Source organism: Micromonospora sp. NPDC048898 (assembly GCF_043198035.1).
Taxonomy (GTDB): Bacteria; Actinomycetota; Actinomycetes; order Mycobacteriales; family Micromonosporaceae; genus Micromonospora.
Genome location: NZ_JBICUF010000001.1, coordinates 427,092 through 450,567, shown reverse-complemented (window position 1 = coordinate 450,567; position 23,476 = coordinate 427,092). Strand labels below are relative to the sequence as shown.

At 69.9% G+C, this 23,476-nt stretch carries 16 protein-coding genes and 1 pseudogene; 13 read left to right on the top strand and 4 right to left on the bottom strand.

Going from position 1 to position 23,476, the window contains the following annotated elements; genetic code table 11:
• Positions 1 to 34 precede the first annotated feature (34 nt).
• The gene (locus ACGFIQ_RS02130; protein WP_393240301.1) at positions 35 to 1,156 is read left to right on the top strand and encodes an ABC transporter permease; all 1,122 of its coding nucleotides are present in this window, start codon (positions 35 to 37) and stop codon (positions 1,154 to 1,156) included.
• A 10-nt stretch (positions 1,157 to 1,166) separates the two neighbouring features.
• On the opposite strand, the gene ACGFIQ_RS02125 is transcribed toward ACGFIQ_RS02130, so the two are convergent.
• Positions 1,167 to 2,021 (bottom strand): YhjD/YihY/BrkB family envelope integrity protein, encoded by an 855-nt coding sequence (locus ACGFIQ_RS02125; RefSeq protein ID WP_393237912.1) that lies wholly within the window; start codon positions 2,019 to 2,021, stop codon positions 1,167 to 1,169.
• A 51-nt stretch (positions 2,022 to 2,072) separates the two neighbouring features.
• Here ACGFIQ_RS02125 and ACGFIQ_RS02120 point away from each other — a divergent pair, with 51 nt between their 5' ends.
• Positions 2,073 to 2,624, top strand: a complete 552-nt coding sequence (locus tag ACGFIQ_RS02120; RefSeq protein ID WP_393237909.1) for a GNAT family N-acetyltransferase — start codon at positions 2,073 to 2,075, stop codon at positions 2,622 to 2,624.
• 375 nt (positions 2,625 to 2,999) lie between these two features.
• Positions 3,000 to 6,707 carry a CARDB domain-containing protein gene (locus ACGFIQ_RS02115; RefSeq protein ID WP_393237906.1) on the top strand — a complete coding sequence of 1,236 codons (3,708 nt, stop codon included), beginning with the start codon at positions 3,000 to 3,002 and terminating at the stop codon, positions 6,705 to 6,707.
• A 476-nt stretch (positions 6,708 to 7,183) separates the two neighbouring features.
• Here the strand turns inward: ACGFIQ_RS02115 and ACGFIQ_RS02110 are convergent, their stop codons facing one another.
• Complete coding sequence (locus ACGFIQ_RS02110; protein ID WP_393237903.1) at positions 7,184 to 7,438, bottom strand: hypothetical protein; 255 nt, start codon at positions 7,436 to 7,438, stop codon at positions 7,184 to 7,186.
• A gap of 136 nt (positions 7,439 to 7,574) precedes the next feature.
• On the opposite strand from ACGFIQ_RS02110, the gene ACGFIQ_RS02105 reads away from it, so the two are divergent.
• On the top strand, positions 7,575 to 8,456 hold the full coding sequence (locus tag ACGFIQ_RS02105) for a helix-turn-helix domain-containing protein (RefSeq protein ID WP_393237900.1): 882 nt from the start codon (positions 7,575 to 7,577) through the stop codon (positions 8,454 to 8,456).
• Complete coding sequence (locus tag ACGFIQ_RS02100) at positions 8,446 to 8,637, top strand: DUF397 domain-containing protein (protein WP_393237897.1); 192 nt, start codon at positions 8,446 to 8,448, stop codon at positions 8,635 to 8,637. Before ACGFIQ_RS02105 ends, ACGFIQ_RS02100 begins: the two co-directional genes overlap by 11 nt.
• 88 nt (positions 8,638 to 8,725) lie before the next feature.
• On the opposite strand, the gene ACGFIQ_RS02095 is transcribed toward ACGFIQ_RS02100, so the two are convergent.
• A complete protein-coding gene (locus ACGFIQ_RS02095) occupies positions 8,726 to 8,992 on the bottom strand; it encodes a hypothetical protein (protein WP_393237894.1) in 267 nt (88 codons plus the stop codon).
• Between ACGFIQ_RS02095 and ACGFIQ_RS02090 the strand changes: the two are divergent.
• The 6 genes and pseudogenes from ACGFIQ_RS02090 to ispG form a co-directional block, all read left to right on the top strand.
• Positions 8,973 to 12,032: pseudogene (locus ACGFIQ_RS02090) on the top strand (ricin-type beta-trefoil lectin domain protein); the annotation flags it as partial. The gene ACGFIQ_RS02095 and the pseudogene ACGFIQ_RS02090 sit on opposite strands and share 20 nt — an antisense overlap.
• Before the next feature lie 440 nt (positions 12,033 to 12,472).
• Positions 12,473 to 12,907, top strand: coding sequence for a hypothetical protein (locus tag ACGFIQ_RS02085; protein ID WP_393237891.1), 435 nt, complete (start codon positions 12,473 to 12,475; stop codon positions 12,905 to 12,907).
• 326 nt (positions 12,908 to 13,233) lie between these two features.
• Positions 13,234 to 13,893: a Uma2 family endonuclease gene (locus ACGFIQ_RS02080; protein WP_393237888.1), complete on the top strand. Its 660-nt coding sequence runs from the start codon at positions 13,234 to 13,236 to the stop codon at positions 13,891 to 13,893.
• 200 nt (positions 13,894 to 14,093) lie between these two features.
• Positions 14,094 to 15,305, top strand: a complete 1,212-nt coding sequence (gene dxr / locus ACGFIQ_RS02075) for a 1-deoxy-D-xylulose-5-phosphate reductoisomerase (protein ID WP_393237885.1) — start codon at positions 14,094 to 14,096, stop codon at positions 15,303 to 15,305.
• A complete protein-coding gene (locus ACGFIQ_RS02070; protein ID WP_393237882.1) occupies positions 15,305 to 16,555 on the top strand; it encodes a M50 family metallopeptidase in 1,251 nt (416 codons plus the stop codon). The genes dxr and ACGFIQ_RS02070 overlap by 1 nt, the downstream gene beginning before the upstream one ends.
• Positions 16,556 to 16,564: 9 nt before the next feature.
• A complete protein-coding gene (gene ispG / locus ACGFIQ_RS02065) occupies positions 16,565 to 17,737 on the top strand; it encodes a flavodoxin-dependent (E)-4-hydroxy-3-methylbut-2-enyl-diphosphate synthase (RefSeq protein WP_357073235.1) in 1,173 nt (390 codons plus the stop codon).
• Positions 17,738 to 17,857: 120 nt separating this feature from the next.
• Here ispG and ACGFIQ_RS02060 read toward each other — a convergent pair whose 3' ends face one another.
• Entirely contained in the window at positions 17,858 to 18,439 is a 582-nt protein-coding gene (locus ACGFIQ_RS02060) for a PadR family transcriptional regulator (protein ID WP_393237879.1), read from the bottom strand.
• 278 nt (positions 18,440 to 18,717) lie between these two features.
• Between ACGFIQ_RS02060 and ACGFIQ_RS02055 the strand changes: the two genes are divergently transcribed.
• Together ACGFIQ_RS02055 and ACGFIQ_RS02050 are read left to right on the top strand one after the other, a co-directional pair.
• On the top strand, positions 18,718 to 19,557 hold the full coding sequence (locus ACGFIQ_RS02055) for a GNAT family N-acetyltransferase (protein ID WP_393237876.1): 840 nt from the start codon (positions 18,718 to 18,720) through the stop codon (positions 19,555 to 19,557).
• A gap of 251 nt (positions 19,558 to 19,808) precedes the next feature.
• Positions 19,809 to 23,402, top strand: coding sequence for an ATP-binding cassette domain-containing protein (locus tag ACGFIQ_RS02050; protein ID WP_393237873.1), 3,594 nt, complete (start codon positions 19,809 to 19,811; stop codon positions 23,400 to 23,402).
• Positions 23,403 to 23,476: the final 74 nt, after the last annotated feature.

Sequence of the window (23,476 nt, the reverse complement as noted above, 5' to 3'; positions counted from 1 at the left end):
CCGGCTCGGTCTGCTCGGGATCACCACCCGCCGGATGCGGGCGGTCCTCTCCGCCCTGGGCATCTCCATCGGCATCGCCACGCTCGTCGTCGTGGTGGGCATCCCCGCGTCCAGCCAGCGTGACCTGATGGACCAGCTCGACGCGCTCGGCACCAACCTGCTGCGGGCCGAGCCCGTACCGGATCAGGATCCGCCGGTCCTGCTGCCCGAGGACGCCGCCGCCATGGTGGCGCGGATCGGGCCGGTCGAGACGGCGAGCGCGGTCGCGAACACCCACACCGCCGTGCGCCGCAACGAGCTGCTGGACCGGTACGACACGTCCGGGCTCAGTGTGCTCGCGTCCCGGCCGGACCTGATGGGGACTGTCAACGGCCGGATCCGCAGCGGTCGGGCCCTCGACGCCGGGACGGCCCGGCTCCCGACCGCCGTCCTCGGCTACGTCGCGGCGAGCCGGCTCGGCTTCGCCACCGTGGACCCCCGGCAACCACCCCAGCTGTTCATCGGCGAACGCTGGTTCACCGTGATCGGCATCCTGGACCCGTTGCCGCTCTCCCCGGATCTCGACCGCTCGGTGCTTGTCGGGTGGGACGCCGCCAAGGCCATGCTCGGCTTCGACGGTCACCCCACTGTCGTCTACCTGCGGGCCAGGGAGGACGCGTTGGAGGACGTCCGGGCCGTGCTGCCGGCCACCCTCAACCCGCAGTTGCCCGGGCTGGTCCAGGTCAGCCGCCCCTCGGACGCGCTCGCCGCGAAACGGGCCACCGAGAACAGTTTCTCCGCGCTGTTCCTCGGGTTGGCGGCGGTCGCCCTGCTGGTCGGCGGGATCGGCGTGGCCAACACCATGGTCATCTCGGTGCTGGAGCGCCGTCGGGAGATCGGCCTGCGCCGGGCCCTCGGTGCGAACCGTGGCCAGATCCGGGTGCAGTTCCTCACCGAGTCGGTGCTGCTCAGCGTGCTCGGCGGCACGGCCGGGGCGGCCCTCGGGGTGCTCGCCACGGTCGGCTACGCCAGCTACCAGGGCTGGCCACCCACGATCCCACCGACCTCGGTGCTAGGCGGAATCACCGGCGCCCTCCTGGTAGGGGTGGTAGCCGGCGTCTACCCGTCAATCCGAGCCGCCCGCCTGACCCCCACCGAAGCCCTCTCCACTCCCTAACCCCCTGCCCTCAACCCGGCGGGTTGGGGGTGGGGGTTCGGGGGCGGGTGGTGCGCCAGTTCGAGAGGGCCAGGGTGGCGGAGTAGCCGGCCAGGACGATCACGTGGAACAGGTACAGCCACAGGAGCACGGCCACGCCGGCGCCGATGTCGTCGAAGCCGCCGAAGGGCACGCCCAGGTCCAGCGGGAGCGAGGCGAAGAGCACGAAGCCGTGCAGGAAGCCGGAGAGGTTCGCCGCGGTGAACGACCCGACGCCGAGGGTGGAGAGCCAGTCCGGTGAGGCCGGCCCGACGACCCGGAACACCCACACCAGCACCGGCGTGAGCACCAGCCAGACCGCCAGGAACGACAGCACCACACCGAGCACACCGAGCCAACCACCCTGCCGTACGAGGCGGGTGGTCAGCGGTAGCGCCAGCAGGATCGACAGCAGCAGGGCGGGGGCCGGGGCGAGCAGGGGCAGCAGCAGGAGCCGGCCCCGCCAGCCGATCAGGTGCTCGTCGGAGCGGGGTGCGGCAACCGAGACGAACGCCCGACGCAGGCCCTCGCCGTACAGCGAGGCGGGCAGCAGGGAGGCCAGCGCCAGCAACGGGGTCAACCCCACCCCGGCCTCGACGAGCGCCTGCACCGCCCGGGGCGCGCCGATCGCGGTGGGCAGCGCCTCCACGGCGTACGAGGTGAGTCGGCGGACCCGGTCGGCCCCGGCCACCAGGGCGGTGAGCCAGATCGCCAGCAGGGCCACCGGCACCACGGCGATCGCGCCGTAGAAGGTGATCGCGGCGGCGTGCAGCGACAGGTCCCGGCCGCGCACCGGACGGAACGCGGCACTGGTGATCCGTTTCGTGCGCTGCCATCCGTTGCCCATCGGGTCCTCCTTCCCTGTCGTCGGGACCGTCACTCCCTAAGATCGCCGGTCATGACTGTTCTCACCACCGAACGCCTGATCCTGCGGGATTGGACCGACGATCCGGCCGATCTGGCCCGGATCTACGACATCTACCGGCGCCCGGAGATCACCCGCTGGCTGGGCGCCTCGCCGGGTCTGCCGATGACCGACCCGGCCCAGGCCGTCGAGCGGTTGCGGATCTGGCGCGACCGGCACGCCGACGACGGCGGCCGGTACGGCACCTGGGCGATCGAGGTACGCGAGACCGGCCAGGTGGTGGGCACCGCGCTGCTCAAGCCGCTGCCGGGGCGGGACGAGGCGGTGCGTACCGAGGACATCGAGACGGGCTGGCACCTGCACCCGGATTCGTGGGGTCACGGCTACGCCACCGAGGCGGCCCGTGCGCTCATCGCACGGGAGTTCGCCACCGGCACCCCGGAGATCTACGCGGTCGTGTCGCCGGGCAACGAGCCGTCGATGGCGGTCGCCCGGCGGCTGGGCATGACCCATGTGGGGCAGCGCACCGACTGGTACGGCGGGGAACTGTTGGAGACCTTCGTTCTGGAGGCACCGACCGCCTGAGCACCAGGGCATGCCAGTGCCCGCGCGTCGAGAGGCCGGCGCGTCGAGAAGTCTGATGCCGGTGAGTCATCTTGATGACTCACCGGCATCACTCATGTGTCGAGGACCGCGCCACCCACGGTGGCCGCGACAGCCCGTAGGGCGCGCACGGCCATAAATAGTCACGTCGGTCGAAGTGTTGACGCTCCCGTAGCACGTCAGTAATCTTTGGCCAAAGTGACGCAAGATTTCGACAAACGCGTGCAGGATTTCTGGCACGCACTCGGAAGATTCAACGGGTCTCCTGGAGGGGCCCGTTGATGGTCGTCCCCACCGCCGCACCCCCACCCCGTGGTCAAGCCGCCGCGGCAGCCGTCCCCGACGACAAGGACAGTGATGAGACGAACGAGTCTGTTCAGGATGGTGGCGGCCACAGCCGCGGCCACGCTGATGGCCACGGCGGGGGCGACAGCCCTCGCGAACCCGGCGAGCGCCGGTGCCTCGAACGCCGACCGCCCCGCCGCCGAAGCGGCCCCGTCGAGCGGCGGCTTCGCCGCGGCGGCCACCAACCTCGCGCAGGGCCGCCCCACCCAGGAGAGCGGCCACGCCGACGTCTACGACTCGTCGAAGGTCGTCGACGGCAGCGCGGGCAGCTACTGGGAGAGCGTCAACAACGCGTTCCCGCAGTGGGTGCAGGTCGATCTCGGCTCGTCGCAGAACGTCAACCAGGTCGTGCTGAAGCTGCCGACCTCCGGTTGGGGGACCCGGACGCAGACGCTGAGCGTGCGGGGCAGCACCAATGGTTCGTACTTCACCGATCTGGTCGGGTCGCAGACCTACACCTTCAACCCGGCGAGCGGCAACACCGTCACGATCGACGTCAGCTCGACCTCCACCCGGTACGTCCGGATCACCATCACCGCCAACAGCGGCTGGCCGGCCGGGCAGCTCTCCGAGCTGGAGGTGTACGGCAGCGGCGGCACCACCCCGGACACCACCGCGCCGAGCGTCCCCGGCAACCTCTCCTACACCCAGGCGGGCACCACCATCAGCCTCACCTGGGTCGCCTCCACCGACAACGCGGGCGGCAGCGGGTTGGCCGGCTACAACGTCTACCGGGGCGGCAACCTGATCGCGGCGCTGGGCACCGTCCTCACCTACCAGGACACCCAGCCGGCGACGGCCACCGTGTCCTACCACGTCCGGGCGCGCGACGCCGCGGGCAATCTCTCCGGCAACAGCAACACCGTGACCCGGACCGGCAGCAACCCGCCCGCCTGCACCAACGTGGCATCGGGCAAGGCCATGACGGCGAGCGGCTCGACCTTCAGCTTCACCCCGGACAAGGCGAACGACGGGCAGCTCGGCACCTACTGGGAGGGCGCGGCGAGCTACCCGCAGAACCTGACAGTGGCGCTCGGTGCCAACCACTCCATCTCCGGCGTCACCGTCCGGCTCAACCCGGACTCGTCGTGGGGCACCCGTACCCAGACCATCCAGGTCCTCGGCCGCGACCAGGCGTCGTCGGCGTACACCAGTCTGGTGTCGGCGGCGGCCTACCAGTTCGTCCAGGGCACCAACGCGGTGAGCATCCCGGTCAGCGCGACCACGGCGGACGTGCAGTTGCGGTTCACCGGCAACACCGGCGCCCCGTCCGGGCAGGTGGCCGAGCTTGAGGTGTGCGGTACGCCGGCGCCCAACCCGGACCTGGTGGTCAGCTCGGTGAGCTGGTCGCCGACGTCGCCCAGCGAGGTCTCCCCGGTCACCCTTTCGGCCGTGGTGCAGAACATCGGCTCCGCAGCCGCCAGTGCGACCACTGTGAACTTCAGCCTGGCCGGCGCGGTCGTCGGCAGCGCCACGGTGGGCGCGCTCGGCGCGGGCGCCTCGACCACCGTGTCGTTCAACGCCGGTGCCCGGCCGATGGGCAGCTACGCCGTCTCGGCGGTGGTCGACCCGACCAACACGATCGTCGAGCAGAACAACGGCAACAACAGCTTCACGGCCGCGTCACCGCTGGTGGTGGCGCAGGCCCCGGGCCCCGACCTCCAGGTGCTCAGCATCGCCTCGAACCCGCCGAACCCGGCCGTCGGGGCGTCCGTCACCTTCACCGTGACGGTCGGCAACCGAGGCACCACCGCGACCGGCGCGACAACCGTCACCCGGCTGGTGGCGGGCAGCACCACGCTCAACACCAACACCGCCTCGATCGCTGCCGGCGCGACGGTCAACGTGGCCGTCACCGGCAGTTGGACCGCCACCAGCGGCGGCGCCACCATCACCGCCACCGCCGACGCCACGAACGTGGTCGCCGAGACCAACGAGACCAACAACGCGTACAGCCAGTCGATCGTGGTCGGCCGTGGGGCCGCCGTTCCGTACGTCTCCTACGAGGCGGAAGCCGGCCGTTACCAGGGCACGCTGCTGGAGGCCGACCCGCTGCGCACCTTCGGGCACACCAACTTCGCCAGCGAGTCCTCGGGCCGCAAGTCGGTACGGCTCACCAGCACCGGCCAGTTCGTCGAGTTCACCTCGGCCAACCAGGCCAACTCCATCGTGGTGCGTAACTCGATTCCGGACGCGCCAGGTGGCGGCGGCATCGAGGCGACCATCAGCCTCTACGTCAACGACGTCTTCTCCCGGAAGTTGACCCTGTCGTCGAGGCACAGCTGGCTCTACGGCAACACCGATGGGCCGGAGGCGCTGACCAACACCCCGCAGGCCGACGCCCGACGGCTCTTCGACGAGTCGAACGCGCTGCTGGCGCAGTCGTACCCGGCCGGCACCCGCTTCAAGTTGCAGCGCGACTCGGGTGACACCGCCTCGTTCTACGTCATCGACATGATCGACCTGGAGCAGGTGGCACCGGCGGCGAGCCAGCCGGCCGGCTGCACCTCGATCACGTCGTACGGTGCGGTCCCGAACGACGGGCTCGACGACACCGCGGCCATCCAGCGGGCGGTGACCGACGACCAGAACGGCGTCATCGGCTGCGTCTGGATCCCCGCCGGGCAGTGGCGGCAGGAGCAGAAGATCCTGACCGACGACCCACAGAACCGGGGTACGCACAACCAGGTCGGCATCAGCAACGTCACCATCCGGGGCGCCGGGATGTGGCACTCGCAGCTCTACACGCTGACCGAGCCGCAGAACGTGGTGGGCGGCATCAACCACCCGCACGAGGGCAACTTCGGCTTCGACATCGACAGGAACACCCAGATCTCCGACATCGCCATCTTCGGTTCCGGCCGGATCCGGGGCGGTGACGGCAACGCCGAAGGTGGCGTCGGTCTGAACGGGCGCTTCGGCACCGGCACGAAGATCAGCAACGTGTGGATCGAGCACGCCAACGTGGGTGTCTGGGTGGGCCGCGACTACGACAACATCCCCGACCTGTGGGGCCCGGCCGACGGTCTGGACTTCAGCGGGATGCGGATCCGCAACACGTACGCCGACGGCATCAACTTCAGCAACGGCACGCGTAACTCGCGGGTGTTCAACTCGTCGTTCCGCACCACCGGTGACGACGCCCTGGCCGTCTGGGCGAACCCGTACGTCAAGGACCGCAGCGTCGACATCGCCCACGACAACCACTTCGTCAACAACACCATCCAGCTGCCCTGGCGGGCCAACGGCATCGCCATCTACGGCGGCTACGACAACTCGATCGAGAACAACCTGATCTACGACACCGCCAACTACCCGGGCATCATGCTGGCGACCGACCACGACCCGCTGCCGTTCTCCGGCACGACGCTGATCGCCAACAACGGGCTCTACCGCACCGGTGGCGCGTTCTGGAACGAGGACCAGGAGTTCGGTGCCATCACCCTCTTCCCGGCCACCCGGGACATCGTCGGGGTCACGATCCGCGACACCGACATCGTCGACTCCACGTTCGACGGCATCCAGTTCAAGAACGGTGGCGGCAACATACCGAACGTCGCCATCACCAACGTGCGGATCGACAGGTCCAACAACGGTGCCGGCATCCTCGCGATGAGCGGCGCACGCGGTAACGCCAACCTGACGAACGTGACAATCACCAACTCGGCCGACGGCAACATCGTCATCCAGCCGGGCTCACAGTTCGTCGTCACTCCCTGATCCACACGCTCTCCAGGAAGTCGGGGGGGGGGCGGGGGGGGGCCCCCCCCCCAAACCGGGGGGGGCCCCCCGGCGCGGGGGCGGGGGGGGCGGGCCGCCCCCCGCCCCCGGCCCCCCCCCCCCCCCCCCCCCCCGGCCCCCCGGGGGGGGGGGGCGCCCGCCCCCCCCCCCCCCCCCCCACTTCCGTGCTGGGCACCGCGGCGCAGGGTCCGTCGTGGCCGTCGCGCCGCCGGCAGCGGCCAGCACCGTCGAGCGCGGCGTCACAGAACACTCGGGTACGCAGAGACTGCGCGTCCTCCTCGCTCAGCGTGATCTCGCCGAAGTCGAGAACGCCGAGGTGGCCGAGCGAGTCCCGTAGCGCCACGGCCAGGGCGGTGGCCTCGTCGGGGCTGGTCAGCGTGGTCGGCAGGTGAATGATCCAGCACGGGGCGGTCATCGCGGTCGCCGGTTGTCGGGCGTCGTCGGGCCACAGCAGCTCATCGCAGCGCCACCGTTCCTCCGGCGATCAGGGTCTGCACCTGTGCGTCGGTCAGGCCGCGCCGTTCCAGGACGCGACGGCCCCAGCGGTGCAGCCGGCACGGATGCGCGGCCTCGTCCTTGCGGCAACGCTCGCCGTCGGGTGTCAGGTCGGCGGCGTGCACGGCGACGGCCCTCAGCGCGAACACGACGTCCTCCTTGGTCACGTAGGGCGGCAGCGGCAGGTCTTCGGTGCTGTCGTCGACCGGGTCCATGACCCTCCTTCGGTTGGGCTGGCTTTTTCTTGGTCATCCACGATGGTCATTCCGGTGCTCGCCCAACGCAATCTTTCGCGGCAGAATGCAGACCAAGGGTCAGGGTGTCTTACGCGACGACAACCAGGGAGATGACGTGGACGACTCCGGCAGCACGGTCCCACGGAGGCAACTTGGCAGATACCTGAGAGAGCTTCGCGAAAATGCCTATGTGACGGTCACCGCAGCGGCCAAGGAATTGGAATGGTCGGCCCCTCGAATCTGGCGCTACGAAACCGGTCAGGTTCCCATGCACCCGAACGACGTCGAGGCCATGTGCCGGGTCTACGCCGCGTCTCCCGAGACGATCGAGCGGATGCGGGCGCTGGCGCGCGAGACCAAGGCGCACGGCTGGTGGCACAGCTACGGCGAAGCGATCAAGGACTGGTTCAAGCTGTACGTCGGCCTGGAAGCCGCCGCCACCCGCATCCGGAAGTACGAGGCGGACCTCGTCCCGGGCTTGTTGCAGACGGTCGAGTACATGACCGAGGTGATCGCTACCGACCAGCCGCAGATGGACGAGCAGCAACGTCAGACGAAGGTCGACGTGCGGCTGCGCCGCCAACGCCTGCTGGCTCGGGCGGTGCCCCGCGCGCCACGCCTCGACGTCATCCTGAGCGAGGCGGTGCTGCGCCGCCCGCTGCGCGACCGTGCGGCGATGGCCCGGCAACTGGAGTCGCTTGTGGTGTCGTCGCGGCAGCACAACATCGGCATCCGGGTGTTGCCGCTCGACGCGGGGCTGGTGCGCTGGGCGCAGGCCGGCACGTTCACCATGCTCGACTTCCCGTCCGACGTGCGCGAGCCGGAGCCGACCACCATCTACATGGACGGTCCGTGCGGGGCGGTCTACCTTGACAAGACCCACGAGATCGAGATCTACGAAGACGCGTGGCGCTCCCTCGGCGAGCGGGCGCTGAGTGCCGACGAGTCCCGCGAGGTGATCGCGGCGATAGCGAAGGAGATGACAGATGGTGCGTGACGGAGTCTGGCGCACGTCGTCCCGGTCCGGCGGCGAGGGCGACTGCGTCGAGGTGGCCGGGTTCGCCGACGCGATCGGCGTACGCGACAGCAAGGACCGGCAGGGGCCGGCGTTGACCTTCACCCCCTCGGCCTGGACCGCCTTCGTTCAGGCGGCCAAGCACGTTACCGAGCAAGCCTGACGACCGGCCGCCGGTCCTCGGCGCTACCGCCTCTCAGGCAGAACGACGGCCCGAGCAGGTCACTGCTCGGGCCCGTCGTCGGCCGGTCTCAGCCGAGGGCCTTGACACTGCTCACGTCGTCACCCATCACGATCATTGCCGAGCCGGTGCCCGTGGTGGTGGCGTAGTAGACCCAGATCCCGCCGCCCGACGCGTGCCGCGCCCAGAAGTCGGGCACCCGGTCCCCGTTGAGGTCGGGAACGGCGATGAGCGCGGTGATGTTGCTGGCCGTCCATCCTGAGCCGTAGAAGACGTCACCGCTGCGCGATCCGCCAGGCGTCTTCAGTGAACCCAGCGCCAACCGCACCACGTTCACGTCGATGCGCTACCAGTACGACGCGCGCGGCCAACTGGCGCAGGCCACCCACTCCGCCGACCCGACCCGCCCGTGGACCTGGACCTACGACCAGCGGGGTCGGCAGAAGACCGCCACCGGCCGCAGTCGGTCGCGGACACCTGGGGTCTGCGCAGCTCGCACCGCTACGACTACACCTACACCGACACCGGTCTGCCCGAGTCGGCCGTCCTGCCCGCCGTGGGCAGCCTGCCGTCCGAGAAGCTCGTCATGCGCTACACGAAGGACGGGCTGCCACTCTCGGTGTCCGGCAAGGACTGGTACGGCGCGGAGACCACCTACTCGCCGTACGGGCAGGTGCTGCGCTCGACCCTCGGCGCCCAGCCGTACCGGGTGTGGGCCCTGGCGTCGTACGACGACGCCAGCGGTGCCCTCAACAGCCAGCAGGTCTACCGCGAACAGACCGGCGACAAGACCATCGTCGGCGGCAACCTCGTCTCGAACCGCTCCTACGCCTACGACGACGCCGGCAACGTCACCGCGATCCGCGAGCAGGCCACCGGCATCGAGGAGCGGCAGTGCTTCCAGTACTCGGTCGGCCGGCTGAAGACGGCCTGGACCGCCAAGGACCAGGCGCAGTGTTCCCCAGGCCCGGTCAAACGGGGACGGCTCTCTCAACGTGGCGGCCGGCCCGGACAAGTCCGGCTACTGGCAGGAGTACGAGTACGACCTGCTCGGTAACCGCACCAAGCTGGTGGAGAAGGACCTGACCGGCGTCGCCGCCAAGGACTCCACCACCACGTACACCTATGGCAAGGCCGACGGCAGCCAGCCGCGCACCCTGACCAAGGTGACCAAGAACTACGTCACCCCGGCCGGTGCCGCGGTCACCGCCGCCGCCGAGCGGCTGTACGAGCTGACCGGCGAGACGAAGTCCGTCGCCTCGATCGACAACGGTGACGAGCAGACGCTGTCCTGGACCTACGACGGCCAGGTCGAGCGGGTCGTCGGCGCGGGTAGCAAGGGCAAGAGCGTGTACGCCGGTCTGGCCGGCAGTTGCCTCGACCTCAGCGGTGGCCTCGCCGTCCCGAACCAGCCCATCCAGCTGTACCCGTGCAACGACTCCCCCGCCCAGAAGTTCACGTTCACCGCCACTCCGAGTCAGAGCAACGCCAACCTGGGCACGCTGTCCGTGTACGACAAGTGGTGCATCCAGCCGGCGGCCAACACCGCGGGCTCGGCCCTCGCCGTGCAGAGCTGCGACGCCGGCGCGAGCCAGCAGTTGGAACGTCAGTCGACCGGCCAGCTCAAGCACATCGCCTCCGGCCTGTGCGTGGCCGTCAAGGACGCGGCGACCGCCGAGGGCACGCCGATCGTGTTGGCCGCGTGCGCCACTGTGCCCGCGCAGCAGTGGGAGGCGCAGAACGAGACCCGGCACATCTACGGGCCGGGCGGCACCCGTCTGCTGACGATCCAGCAGCGACAGGCCACCCTCAACCTGGGCGAGGCGCAGCTCACCGTGCAGCGGGGCGGGGCGCAGGTCTCCGTCAACCGCTCGTACGCCACCCCGGGTGGCGCTGTGGTGCGCTACGCGAACAACGCCGTTTCCAACTCCTACCTGCTGGCCCTCGCCGGTGATCACCAGGGCAGCACGTACGCCGAAATCGGCATGTACAACTCGGCGATGCCGGTGCGGGTCCGCAAGCAGGATCCGTTCGGCAACGAGCGCGGTGCCGCACCCCTGAACGTCAACCTTCTGAACAACACCGGATTCCTCGGTGCCCTCCGCGATGACGCCTCCGGCTACACCCCGCTCGGAGCGCGCCTGTACGACCCGACGGTGGGCCGGTTCCTGTCCGCGGACCCGATCCTGGACCTGAGCGACCCGGCCCAGTCCAACGGGTACGCGTACGCCCACAACAACCCGGCGACGCTGTCCGACCCGTCCGGTCTGTCGGTGGCGCTTACCGCCTCGGAGACGGCGGCGGCGCTGGCCGGCGCGGGTCTGTCGGCGGCGATGGTCTCCCAGGCGCAGGCGAACATGGGCCGGTCGTTGATGTCGGTGGTGCTCGACTCGGCTTGGTCCATCCTGAAGGAGTTCATCGGCATCAACGACGCCATGAACTGCTTCGGCGGTGACCTGTGGGCGTGTGGGAGTTTGATCCTCGGGGCGATTCCACCTGGCAAGATTCTCAAGGCTCCGAAGGTGGCCAGGGCCATCGACCGAACGATCGGCGCCATCCAGGCTTGGCGTTCGGCGAAGAGAGCCGCCGAAGCTGTCCTTGCCGCCGCCAAAGCGGCGGAAACGGCGGCGCTGAACGCCAAGAAGTTGGCCATCGAACGGGCGAAGCAGGCGGCGCAGGCGGCGAAGAAGAAGGCCGCCGACAAGGTCAGTACGACAAGTAACAAGGCGACAAACGCCACGAAGAAGACCGGCAACCCGGTCCAGAAGAACGCCCAGGCGAAGGCTAACCCGAGGGGCTCCTCGGCTGCGGCGAGCGGTGCCGGAAAGTCCGGTGCCGGTAAGGGTCAATCAAAAGCCGGGGGAAACACGGGCGCTTCCGAGCGGAGTAACGGCGGCTCCAGCGGCGGATCCTGCAAGACTTCTGGAAACAGCTTCGTACCCGGTACCAAGGTGCTCATGGCCGATGGATCGACGAAGCCGATCGAGGACGTCAAGCCGGGCGACAAGGTCCAGGTCACTGACCCGGAGACGGGCCGGGTCGAGGTGGAGACGGTCACCGCGGCGATCAAGGGTGACGGCGTCAAGCACCTGGTGAAGGTCACCATCGACACCGACGGCGACCAGGCGTCGGCTACGGCCGAGGTCACGGCGACCGACGGTCACCCGTTCTGGGTACCGGAGCTGAACGAGTGGATCGACGCCACCGACCTGCGATCCGGCCAGATGCTGCGGACGAGCGCCGGCACCCTCGTACAGATCACCGCGATCGAGCGCTGGACCACCCCGTGGGCCACCGTCCACAACCTCACCGTCGCAAACATCCACACGTACTATGTGCTCGCAGGCACCGAGTCAGTCCTCGTCCACAACTGCGGTGGAGGAACGGATGCGAATGGAAATGCTTGTGAGTGCGGCAGCCGTCAGCCACGCGCTGATCCGGCACATGTATATCTCGGCGGCCAGCACGGCGGCCTCAAGGTTGATACGCCTAAGGGGCCGCGCAATCCGGCCGGGATCGAGATCAACCATATTCCTGCGCACTCTTCCACTGATATGCCATTCTCGCGGGGCTGGGCTATCCAAATGGATAGGGCCGACCATCGCCAACTTGCCAGTACCGGTGGGGGTCCAGGATCCGCCCAGGCAGACTATCGTGCCAGGCAGAAGGCATTGTGGGACTCAGGCGACACGGCTGGTGCTGTAATGATGGACATCGAGGATATACGTTCCAAGTTCGGGCCGAAGTATGATGGTGCGATACTTCAAATGCTTGAAGGTGTCGGGCGGTAACCAGAATGAGCCGGGGTGAGTGATTCATGCTTCCGTCGTACAGCATCGTTCCAGGTGTGGGGGTGCCCGGGGCGCATTTCGGCGAGATGCGCGCTATCCACCAAGCAAGGCTTGGAAGTCGGACATCCTTCGAGCGCGTTCCTGGCTCGGGAGTCGTGGACGCCTACTTTGATGTCACTCTAATGCTTTCTTATGACGAGGAAGACCGACTGAGGGAGATTGAGATAGGTGGTGCAGATACCTTCGTGGAAGGGGTGCAGTTGCTTGACCGTCCCCTTAGTGAAGTTATCGATGATCTGCGGCGGTCTGCCATCAATCCCGAGTTCGTTGCTGATCTAGCTTTCGAACTGCCGGGCCTCGGAATTTACTTAATGACACCGGCCCCGGAAGAGCTGGAGGTTCCTGTGGAGAGTGTGTCGATCCGGCCATTGAACAGCATAAAAGGCTCCGTGCAGGCCTAATATCGGCTGGCTTCGTGGCGGAGTGGCTTCGACGGCCTTATCGAAGGTGGCCAAATCGAGCGACCCGATGTGCGAGAACGCTATTCGTGCGATCTGGGCCTTTTTCAGATCGCTCTGCGTGGTCAAGATGATGTCCAATGTGTCAACAGCTGCAGTTGCTTGTCGCCGTTGCCGTCACGGTTGCCGTCAAGAGGAAGTCATCATCGCTTGAGGCGTTTCGAGATGTGGTAGATCTCAATGACGGACTCGGTGTGCGATCCCTAAATCGAGGGCTGCGGTGGCTAGGCTGAGCTGAGCCGAATGTCCCGCTGAGGGGGTGAGCCCGGATGGCCCAGGCAGCGTTCGCGCCGGAGCCGGCGCCGCAGCACACCGAGCCGTCGTTCGACGTGCTGCGGTGGCACGACGAGCCGTGGACCGCGCAGCTCGCCCTCGACCTGTTGCCGGAGACCAACGGCCCCAAGGTTGAGGTCCTGAGCGGAAGCGTGATCGTGACACCACATGCCGGGTACGACCATCAGGACGCGGAGCTGGATCTCGCCTATCTCCTCAAGCAGGCGGCCCGTCGCGCGAAACTGTGGCTCTATCTTGAGACGAACATCGTCTCGGGCGAGGATCTCTTCATTCCGGACATCGTCATTCTCGACTCGCCTGGCGGCGGTCGCACGACGATGGACATCGGGCACGCCGCGCTTCTCGGGGAGATCGTCTCTCCCGGAAACCGACGCAAGGACATCATCGACCGCCCACGTGAGTACGCCGCCGCGGCCGTGCCCTTCTTCCTCCGGGTTGACCTGCGCAATCGGGTGCCCACCATCGCGTTGTACGAGCTGGCCGAGGGGGAGTACCGGCCGGTGGCTGCCGCCGCGGCCGGGACGCGCTTCGTCATGCGGGAGCCGTTCGAGTTCTCCATCGATCCGGCCGACCTGCTCGGCGAGGAGGCACCCCCGGACACATGCACCAGCGACTCCTCCGACGACAACGCTTGATCGACACGGCTTTCAGAAAACCGGGGTGTCCGAGTGCCTGGGATAGCCCGACTTCCTGAAAGCCGAGTTGATCAAGCGAGGTCGGGCGGGGCGCGGGGCGGAAGCGGCGGGCGGGGCGGCGCGGGGCGCGGCGCGAGGTGCGGGCGGGGAGGGTTGAGGCTCCCAGCGGGCGTTCAGTGACGGTGGGGGAGAATGGCCGCGTGACTTCCCCCCGTGACCTCGTCCTGCTCGGGTCCACCGGTTCGATCGGTACGCAGGCCATCGACATCGTCCGGCGCAACCCGGACCGGTTCCGGGTGGTCGCCGTGGGTGCGGGTGGCGGCAACGTCGAGCTGCTCGCCACGCAGGCCCTGGAGTTGGGCGTCGAGGCGGTCGGGGTGGCCAAGGCGTCCGCCGCGCAGGATCTGCAACTCGCGTTCTACGCCGAGGCGAGCCGGCGCGGCTGGGCCACCGGTGACTTCAAGCTTCCCAAGATCGTGGCCGGGCCGGACGCGATGACCGAGCTGGCCCAGTGGCCGTGCGACGTCGTGCTCAACGGGGTGGTCGGCTCGCTGGGCCTCGCTCCTACGCTGGCCGCGCTGCGTGGTGGTCGTACCCTCGCGTTGGCCAACAAGGAGTCGCTGGTTGCCGGCGGCCCCCTGGTCAGGGGCGCGGTGACGCGGCCGGGGCAGATCGTGCCGGTCGACTCGGAGCACTCGGCGCTGGCCCAGTGCCTGCGGTCCGGGTCGCGTGGCGAGGTGCGCCGGTTGATCGTCACGGCCAGCGGCGGCCCGTTCCGGGGTCGGCGGCGCGACGAGTTGACGCAGGTCACACCGGAGCAGGCGCTCGCACACCCGACGTGGAACATGGGGCCGGTCGTCACGATCAACTCGGCGACCATGGTCAACAAGGCGCTTGAGGTGATCGAGGCGCACGAGCTGTTCGACGTGCCGTACGCCGACATCACCGTGATGGTGCACCCACAGTCGGTGATCCACTCGATGGTCGAGTTCGTCGACGGGTCGACGATCGCCCAGGCCAGCCCACCGGACATGCGGCTGCCCATCGCGCTCGGCATCGGCTGGCCGGACCGGGTGCCCGAGGCGGCCACGGCGGTCGACTGGACGGCGGCGCACACCTGGGAGTTCGCGCCGCTCGACGACGAGGCGTTCCCGGCCGTCGCGCTGGCCAAGGCCGCGGGGAAGGCCGGGCGCTGCCGCCCGGCGATCTACAACGCGGCGAACGAGGAGTGCGTGGCGGCGTTCGTGGCCGGCCGACTGCCGTTCCTCGGCATCGTCGACACCCTCGAACGCGTGTTGGAGGAGGCCCCGGACTTCGACGAACCAGGTACCGTCGAGGACGTGCTCGCGGCCGAGTCGTGGGCACGCGCGCACGCGCAGGAGATCATCGCGGGTTCGGTGGAAGGAGCTTGATGTCGTACCTGCTCGGGGTGGTCCTCTTCGCCCTGGCCATTCTCATTTCGACAAGCCTGCACGAGGCGGGTCACATGGTGACCGCCAAGGCGTTCGGGATGAAGGTCACGAGGTTCTTCGTCGGCTTCGGCCCCACCATCTGGTCGTTTCGGCGGGGTGAGACCGAGTACGGCCTCAAGGGCATCCCCCTCGGCGGCTTCTGCAAGATCGTGGGAATGACCCCGCACGACGACGACGTCGAGCCGGGTGACGAGTCGCGGGTGATGTGGCGCTACCCCGTCTGGAAGCGGACGATCGTGATGGCCGCCGGGTCGTTCACGCACTTCGCGCTCGCCCTGATCACGATCTGGATCCTCGCCGTCTCCGCCGGCCTGCCCAACCCCGACTTCCCGACCACCGACGCGCAGGCCCGCCAGGAGCCCGCCGTCATCCGGCTCAGTGAGTGCGTGGTGCCGGAAAACTCGGTGCGGGCGTGCACCCCCGCCGACGCGGCCAGCCCGGCCGCCCAGGCGCAACTGCGCGACGGTGACCGGATCACCTCGATCAACGGCAGGTCGATCGGCAACTACGGCGACCTGCTCACCACCCTGCGCGCGCTCAAGCCGGGGGAGACCGCGCAGATCCAGTACGTCCGCGACGGGCAGCCGGGCACCGCCAGCACGGTGCTCGCGCAGACCCAGCGTCCGCCGCTGGACGACCCGAAGGGCGCCGCCGCGCCGGTGGCCGCGCTCGGCGTCGGGCTCGTCCCCAGCACGCCCACCCGCGTGACGTACGGCCCGGTCGGCGCCTTCGGCGCCACCGCCGACTTCACCGGCGAACTGGCCGTCGGCACCGTGCAGGCGTTGCAACGGCTCCCGCAGAAGGTCCCCGCCCTGTGGACCGCCCTCACCGGCGGCGAACGGGACGTCGACACCCCGATCAGCGTGGTCGGCGCCAGCCGGCTCGGCGGCGAGGCGGTGGAGAACAACGCCTGGCTGGTCTTCTTCATGCTCTTCGTCTCACTGAACTTCTTCATCGGCGTGTTCAACCTGCTGCCGCTGCTCCCGGTGGACGGCGGCCACATCGCCATCGCCTGGTTCGAACGCGCCCGCTCCTGGCTGTACGCGCGGATCGGCCGGACCGACCCCGGCCGGGTGGACTACCTCAAACTGATGCCCTTCACGTACGCGGTGATCCTGATCGGTGGCGCGTTCACGCTGCTGACCATCGCCGCGGACGTCGTCAACCCCATCACGCTCTTCTCAAGGTGAGTGCCTGAAGTGACAGCTATCAGTCTCGGTATGCCCGCCGTGCCGCCCCCGCCGCTCGCTCCCCGGCGGGCCAGCCGCCAGATCATGGTCGGTTCGGTGCCGGTCGGCGGTGGTGCTCCGGTGTCCGTGCAGTCGATGACCACGACCCTCACCTCCGACATCAACGCCACGCTCCAGCAGATCGCCGAGCTGACCGCGTCCGGCTGCCAGATCGTCCGGGTGGCGGTGCCGTCCCAGGACGACGTCGAGGCGCTGCCCGCGATCGCCAAGAAGTCGCAGATCCCGGTGATCGCCGACATCCACTTCCAGCCCAAGTACGTCTTCGCCGCGATCGACGCCGGCTGCGCGGCCGTCCGGGTCAACCCGGGCAACATCCGCCAGTTCGACGACAAGGTCAAGGAGATCGCCCGTGCCGCGGGGGCGGCGGGGGTGCCGATCCGGATCGGCGTCAACGCCGGCTCACTGGACAAGCGGCTGCTCAGCAAGTACGGCAAGGCCACCGCCGAGGCGCTCGTCGAGTCGGCGCTGTGGGAGTGCTCGCTGTTCGAGGAGCACGGCTTCCGCGACATCAAGATCTCGGTCAAGCACAACGACCCGGTCGTGATGATCCGCGCGTACCGGCAGCTCGCGGAGCAGTGCGACTACCCGCTGCACCTGGGCGTCACCGAGGCCGGTCCGGCCTTCCAGGGCACCATCAAGTCGGCGGTCGCCTTCGGTGCCCTGCTCGCCGAGGGCATCGGCGACACCATCCGGGTGTCGCTGTCCGCCCCGCCGGTCGAGGAGATCAAGGTCGGCAACCAGATCCTGGAGTCGCTGGGCCTGCGCGAGCGCGGCCTGGAGATCGTCTCCTGCCCGTCCTGCGGACGCGCCCAGGTGGACGTCTACAAGCTCGCCGAGGAGGTCACCGCCGGCCTGGAAGGGCTGCCGGTGCCGCTGCGGGTCGCCGTGATGGGCTGCGTCGTCAACGGTCCGGGCGAGGCCCGCGAGGCCGACCTCGGCGTGGCCTCCGGCAACGGCAAGGGCCAGATCTTCGTCAAGGGCAAGGTCGTCAAGACGGTGCCCGAGGCGCAGATCGTGGAGACGCTGATCGAGGAGGCGCTGCGGATCGCCGACGAGATGGGCGCCGAGCTGCCCGAGGAGCTGCGCGGGCTGATCAGCGGCCCGACGGTCACCGTGCACTGATCTTCCATCTGCACACAGCGGCCGTTCCCCCTGCGGGGAACGGCCGCTGTGCGTTCCTGGTCTTCTCGTGCTGTGGCGCTGTGGCGCTGTGGCGCTGTGGCGCTGTGGCGCGGCCTGGCGTCACTCGGATTCGGCGAGGATCGCGTACAGCTTGCGGCGCGTCTCGTCGAGCACCTGGGCGGCCCGCTCACGCTGGTCGTCGGTGCCGTTCATCATCACCTGGCGCAGGGCGTTCATCGCCTGCGCGCCGGAGTCGCGGATGTCGTGCCAACTGGTCACGGTGCCCTCGGCGACGTCCGCCCACGCGGGGGCCTGCGCGGCCTCGGTGGCCTCGGCCTGGCCGGCCTCGGTGACCGTGAACCGCTTCCGCCCGCCGCCGGACTCCTCGGTGCTGGCGACGATCACACCCTCGTCCTCCAGAAGCTGAAGGGTGGGGTAGATCGACCCCGGGCTCGGCCGCCACGCACCACCGGTGCGGGAGTCGATCTCCTGGATCATCTCGTAGCCGTGCATCGGACGCTCGGTGAGCAGAGCCAACACGGCGGCTCGGACGTTGGGGCGTCGTCCTCGGCCTCGGCCGCGGCCCCGACCGCCCCAGGGGCCGCCGTGTCCGTGCCCGTGCGGGCCGGGCGGGACCGGCGGGAAGCCGAATCCCCGCATCCGGGCCTCGTGCAGCGGGTGGTGCTCTCGATGGAACCTCATCGGGTTCTCCTTCATCTCGTACTGTCGCTGATGCATCAACGATATATCGGCAATGCGTCGTCGACAAGTCTTCAGTTGCCACCGGTGCGGTGGTCCTGCTCGGCCTCGGAGCGTTCGCACACGTGATCGCGGAGCGCTGGTGCCCCCGGTCGTCCGGTGGGCCGGGCGGACCCGGCCGGTCAGCGGGCCCGCGTCGGCCGGGCTTGCGTCGGCCGGGCCTACGCCCGCCTTGTCACTCGGCCGGCGGGGTCGGGGGTCGATCTGGCAGGCTGGTAGTCGTGCTGACGGTGCCGGTACGCCAACTGGGGGAATCGGAGCGCCGCGCGGTCGAGCGACTACTCGACCATGACCCGTTCGCGGGCGCGCAGGTCGCTGAGCGGATCGCCGCGCGCGGCCTGTCCTGGTGGAGGGCCGAGGGCCGGATCCTGGGGTACGGCGCGCGGCGCAACCTGGAATCGCTGTGCTGGCTCGGCGGCAACCTCACACCGGTGCTGGCGAGCGACGCCGCGGTGGCCGCCTTCGCCGATCTGCTCGCGGGCGAGGAGCGGCTCTGCTCCTCGATCGTCGGCCGAGCCGATGCCGTGCTCGGGCTGTGGGACCGGCTCTCCGACACCTGGGGGCCAGCACGAGACGTTCGCCCCAACCAGCCACTGCTGGCCGCCGACACCCTGCCACCCGTACCGGCCGACCCGGAGGTCCGCCAGGTCCGCTCCGGCGAGGTCGATCTGCTCTTCCCGGCCGCGGTGGCCATGTACACCGAGGAGGTCGGCGTCTCCCCGCTGGCCGAGGACGCCGGGCGCAGCTACCGCCGGCGGGTCAACGACCTGGTCCGCTCCGGTCGGGCGTACGCCCGCTTCGTCGATGGCAAGGTCGTGTTCAAGGCCGAGCTGGCCGTGGTCACCAAGCGGACGGCACAGGTCCAGGGCGTCTGGGTGGCACCGGAGTGGCGGGGCCGGGGGATCGCCACGGCCGCCATGGCCGCGGTGGTCCGCGACGCGCTGCTGCGGGTCGCCCCCACGGTCAGCCTGTACGTCAACGACTTCAACCTGCCGGCCCGCCGGGTCTACGAACGCTGCGGCTTCCAGCCGATCGGCACCCTGGCCACCGTCCTCTTCTGACCGCTGCGTCGCGTCGCGAGCCCGCGAGCCCGCGCGTCGGGCGTCGGGCGTCGCGGGTCGGCCATGATCCACTCGGCTTTCAGGAAGTCGCGGTGTCCGGGACCCGGTGACACCCCCGTTTCATGAAAGCCGAGTGGATCATGGAGTTCCTGGTGGGCTGAGGCCCTGCTCAGGGGCGGAAATTCGGTTGAATCTGGTCGTTGACGCCGGCAGGCTGAAGTCTCCGCCACCCCACCTCCGGAGGACTTTCCATGCGCCTGCTCCGTGATCTGTGGGGCACCTCGACCCGTCGGATGACGATCGTGGCGGTCCTGATCGTGCTCGGCGCCGCCGGTCAGGCGGGCGCGTCCGCGCTGGCCGGCGCCGTGTTGGTGCACCGCTCGGCCGGCTTCTTCGCCGTGCTGGCCGCGGCGCTGGTCGCCGTTGTTCTCAGCGACCTCGCGGTGAGCCTGCTGATGGCCAGGGTGACCGCCGACTGGTCCGCCCACGTGCGCCGCCGGCTCTGCCGGGTCGCTCTCGGACAGGACCTGCCCACCCTGGAGACCACCCCGGTGGGTGAGCTGCTGGACCGGATCGACGGGGACGTCTACCAGGTGGCGTCGGGGATCCGTAACCAGGGCACCCGGCTCGCCCAGGGTCTCTGCGTCGGCCTGCTGTCGATGGTCGTCGCGTTGTTCGTGTGGTGGCCGGCCGGGGTCGCGATGCTGCTGCTCACGGTGGTGCTCGCGGCCGGTCTGCGCGGGCCGACGGCGCGGATCGCCCCGGCCCGGATGGCCGAGGAGGAGGCGTGGTCCGACCTGGCCGCGGTGATGGAGGAGGCGGTGCACGGCCAGGACGACGTCCGCACCAGCCTGGCCCGACCGTACGTGTTGCGGTTGTACGCCAGGCGGGCCGCCGCTGTGCTGTCCCGGGGCGGTCTGGTCTGGGTGTTGTCCGCCCGGGTGGCCGCGGCCGCCACCGCGACGATCCGGGGTGGCATCGGCGTGGTGGTGCTCGGCGGGGCCTGGGCGTTGGCCACCGACCGGATCGACGCCGCCCGGCTCACCGCCATCTGGCTGCTCGCCCTGGCCTTCGGGGCCACTGCCGAGCACGTCAGCCGGATGGTGCCGGAGATCCAGGAGGCTCTCGGCGCGTGGGCCCGGGTGCGGTTGCTGCACAAGGCTCGGCAGGAGCCCGTCGGCGGCGCCAACCCGACCGAGGGTGACCTGCGCATCCGGGACCTGACCTTCGAGTACCAGGTGAGCGGATCAGAGAACGATCGGGCCGCCGCGCTGCGTGGGCTCAGCCTCACCTTCGCGCGCGGCCGCTCGTACGCGCTGATCGGGCGGACCGGTTCGGGCAAGTCGACGCTGGCGAAGGTGCTGACCAGGGCGGTCGACGTGCCGCCGGGCACGGTCTTCCTCGGCGGCACCGACCTGTGCGACCTCGACGTCGAGCAGTTGCGCCGCTGGGTGGCGCTGGTGCCGCAGCGTACGGAGATCCTGGCCGGGACGCTCGCGGAGAACGTCGCGCTCTACGACCCGGAGTTGCTCGACGCCGCGGCCCGGGCACTCGACGAGCTGGGCCTGGCCGGCTGGATCGCCGAGCTTCCGGACGGGCTGGCGACCCGCCTGGGGGAGGGTGGGCACGTGCTCTCCGCCGGCCAGGAGCAGCTTGTGGCGTTCGCCCGGATCCTGGTCCGTGACCCGCACGTGGTGATCCTCGACGAGGCCACCGCGCGTCTGGATCCCGTCACCGAGGCGCGGGTGCAGCGGGCCACCGAACGACTGCTGCGCGATCGGATCGGCATCGTCATCGCCCACCGCCTCTCCTCGGTGCGTCGCTGTGACGAGGTGGTGGTGCTGGCCGACGGCGCGGTGGTCGAGGCTGGCCCGCTGGAGACGTCGACGCGCTTCGCCGAACTGCTGGCGACCAGTCACGCCGCCGCGTACGCCGCGGTGGCGCCGAACGGCCGCACCGGCGCCGGTACCGACCTGCTGGTCGGTCCCGGCCTGGCCCCGGCCTGGCCGGGCGGCCCGCCGACAGCCGCCGGCTCCGACCTGGCCGGCGCGTGGCCGGGCGGCCCGTCGAATGCCGCCGACTCCGACCTTGCCGATGCCTGGCCGGGCGAAGCGCAAACCACACCGGTCGGGCCGACGCGGACCGAGCCGCCGCCACTGCCACCCGTGCCCCCGGCCCGGACGCTGCGGGAGATCGTCCGGCTGTGCACCAACGATCCCCGGTACGGGCTGGCCGCGATCGGGTTGTTCCTCGGGCTCAGCCTGCTGGGGCTGGACGGCCCGGTGCTGCCCTGGCTCTGGGCCGACCTGGTCGACGGCACCGGCAACCCGTACCTGCCGGCGGCCGGGATCGTGGCCGGGCTGCTCGTCACCCTGCCGTTGCCGTACTACACCCACGTCTGGTTCCCGCAGTGGTGGGTGCGGCAGATGCTGCGGATCGGCCTGCGCCTGGTGCACGGCCAGACCGGGCCGCGCCGGGTCAGCTCGCACACCCCGGCCGAGGTGGTGGCGCAGGGCGGCGACACCGAGCGGGTGGTCCAGCTCGCCGACAACGTGCTGGACCAGAGCGTCGCGCTGGTCCTGGTGGTCGCCATGACGGCGGTCACCGGCAGTGTCGTACCGGGGCTGTTCTTCCTCGGCACGATGGTCGTCTCCGGGCTGGCCGCTACGCTGTTCGGGCCGAAGCTCGAACGTGCGGCCCAGGCGACGGTGACGGCGCGGGCGGCCTTCGCCACGGCGCTGGTCTCGGCGCTCTCCGCGGCGCGGACGGTGAAGCTCGCCGGCGCGACCACGGCGGTGCTGCGTCACCTGGCGAGCCTGGACGTGCTGCGCAGCGACCGGCAGCGGCGGGAGATCTCGGTGCAGGTGTGGGCGCGTTCCACGCCGTCGATGGCCAGCGGGCTGCTGCCGATCGGCGCGTGGGCGCTCTACCTGGGCGGTTCGCTGTCCGCCGGTGCGGTGCTGGTGGCCGTCTCCACGCTGGGGGCGGCACGCTGGTTCGCCTGGACGACGGCGTCGCTGATCTCGCAGTTGCCCTCGGCGCGGGTCTGGACCCGGCGCACGACGGCGATGACCGGGGTGGGCGCGTACTCCGCGGGGGTTCCGGCTGTCGACCTGGCCGCCGGGACGGCGCCCGCGCCGACGCCCGCGCCGCGCCATCCGCTGCGGCGGCTGGAGCTGCGTGGCTTCGGGGTGGTGCACTCCGACGGTACGGTGGCCGTCCGCGAGGTGGACCTGACCGTGCAGCGGGGGCAGTTGGTGCTTGTCGTCGGGCCGGTGGGTTCGGGTAAGTCCTCGTTGCTGCGGGCGCTGGCCGGGATCGTGCACCACACCGGCGAGCTGACCTGGAACGGTGATCCGGTCACCGAGCCGGAGCTGTTCCTGCGTCCCAACCAGGTCGGCTACGTCGGCCAGTTGCCCCGCGTGCTCTCCGGCACGGTGGCCGACAACATCGCGCTGGGCCATCAGGTGGACGCGGCCGGCGCGGTCAGCACCGCCCAGCTCGACCACGACCTGGCCGCCGCCGGCGGTGGGCTGGGTCTGCTCATCGGGCACAAGGGCACCCGGCTCTCCGGCGGGCAGTTGCAGCGGTTGGCGCTGGCTCGGGCGCTGGCACCGCGTACCGAACTGTTGGTCGCCGACGACGTGTCGTCGGCGCTCGACGTCACCACGGAGCTGGCGTTGTGGCAGGCGTTGCGCGAACACGGGGTGACGGTTGTCGGCTCGACCGCGAAGCGTGCCGCCCTGGTCCGCGCCGACCACGTGGTGGTGTTGCTCGGTGGCACGGTGGCCGCCCAGGGCACCTGGCAGGACCTGGAGGACGACTGGTCGCACCTGGCGGGCTGACCCCTCGGACGGCGGCAGCGCGGGCTGATCTCTAGGACGGCGGCAGCGCGGGCTGATCCTCTCGGACGGCTGCC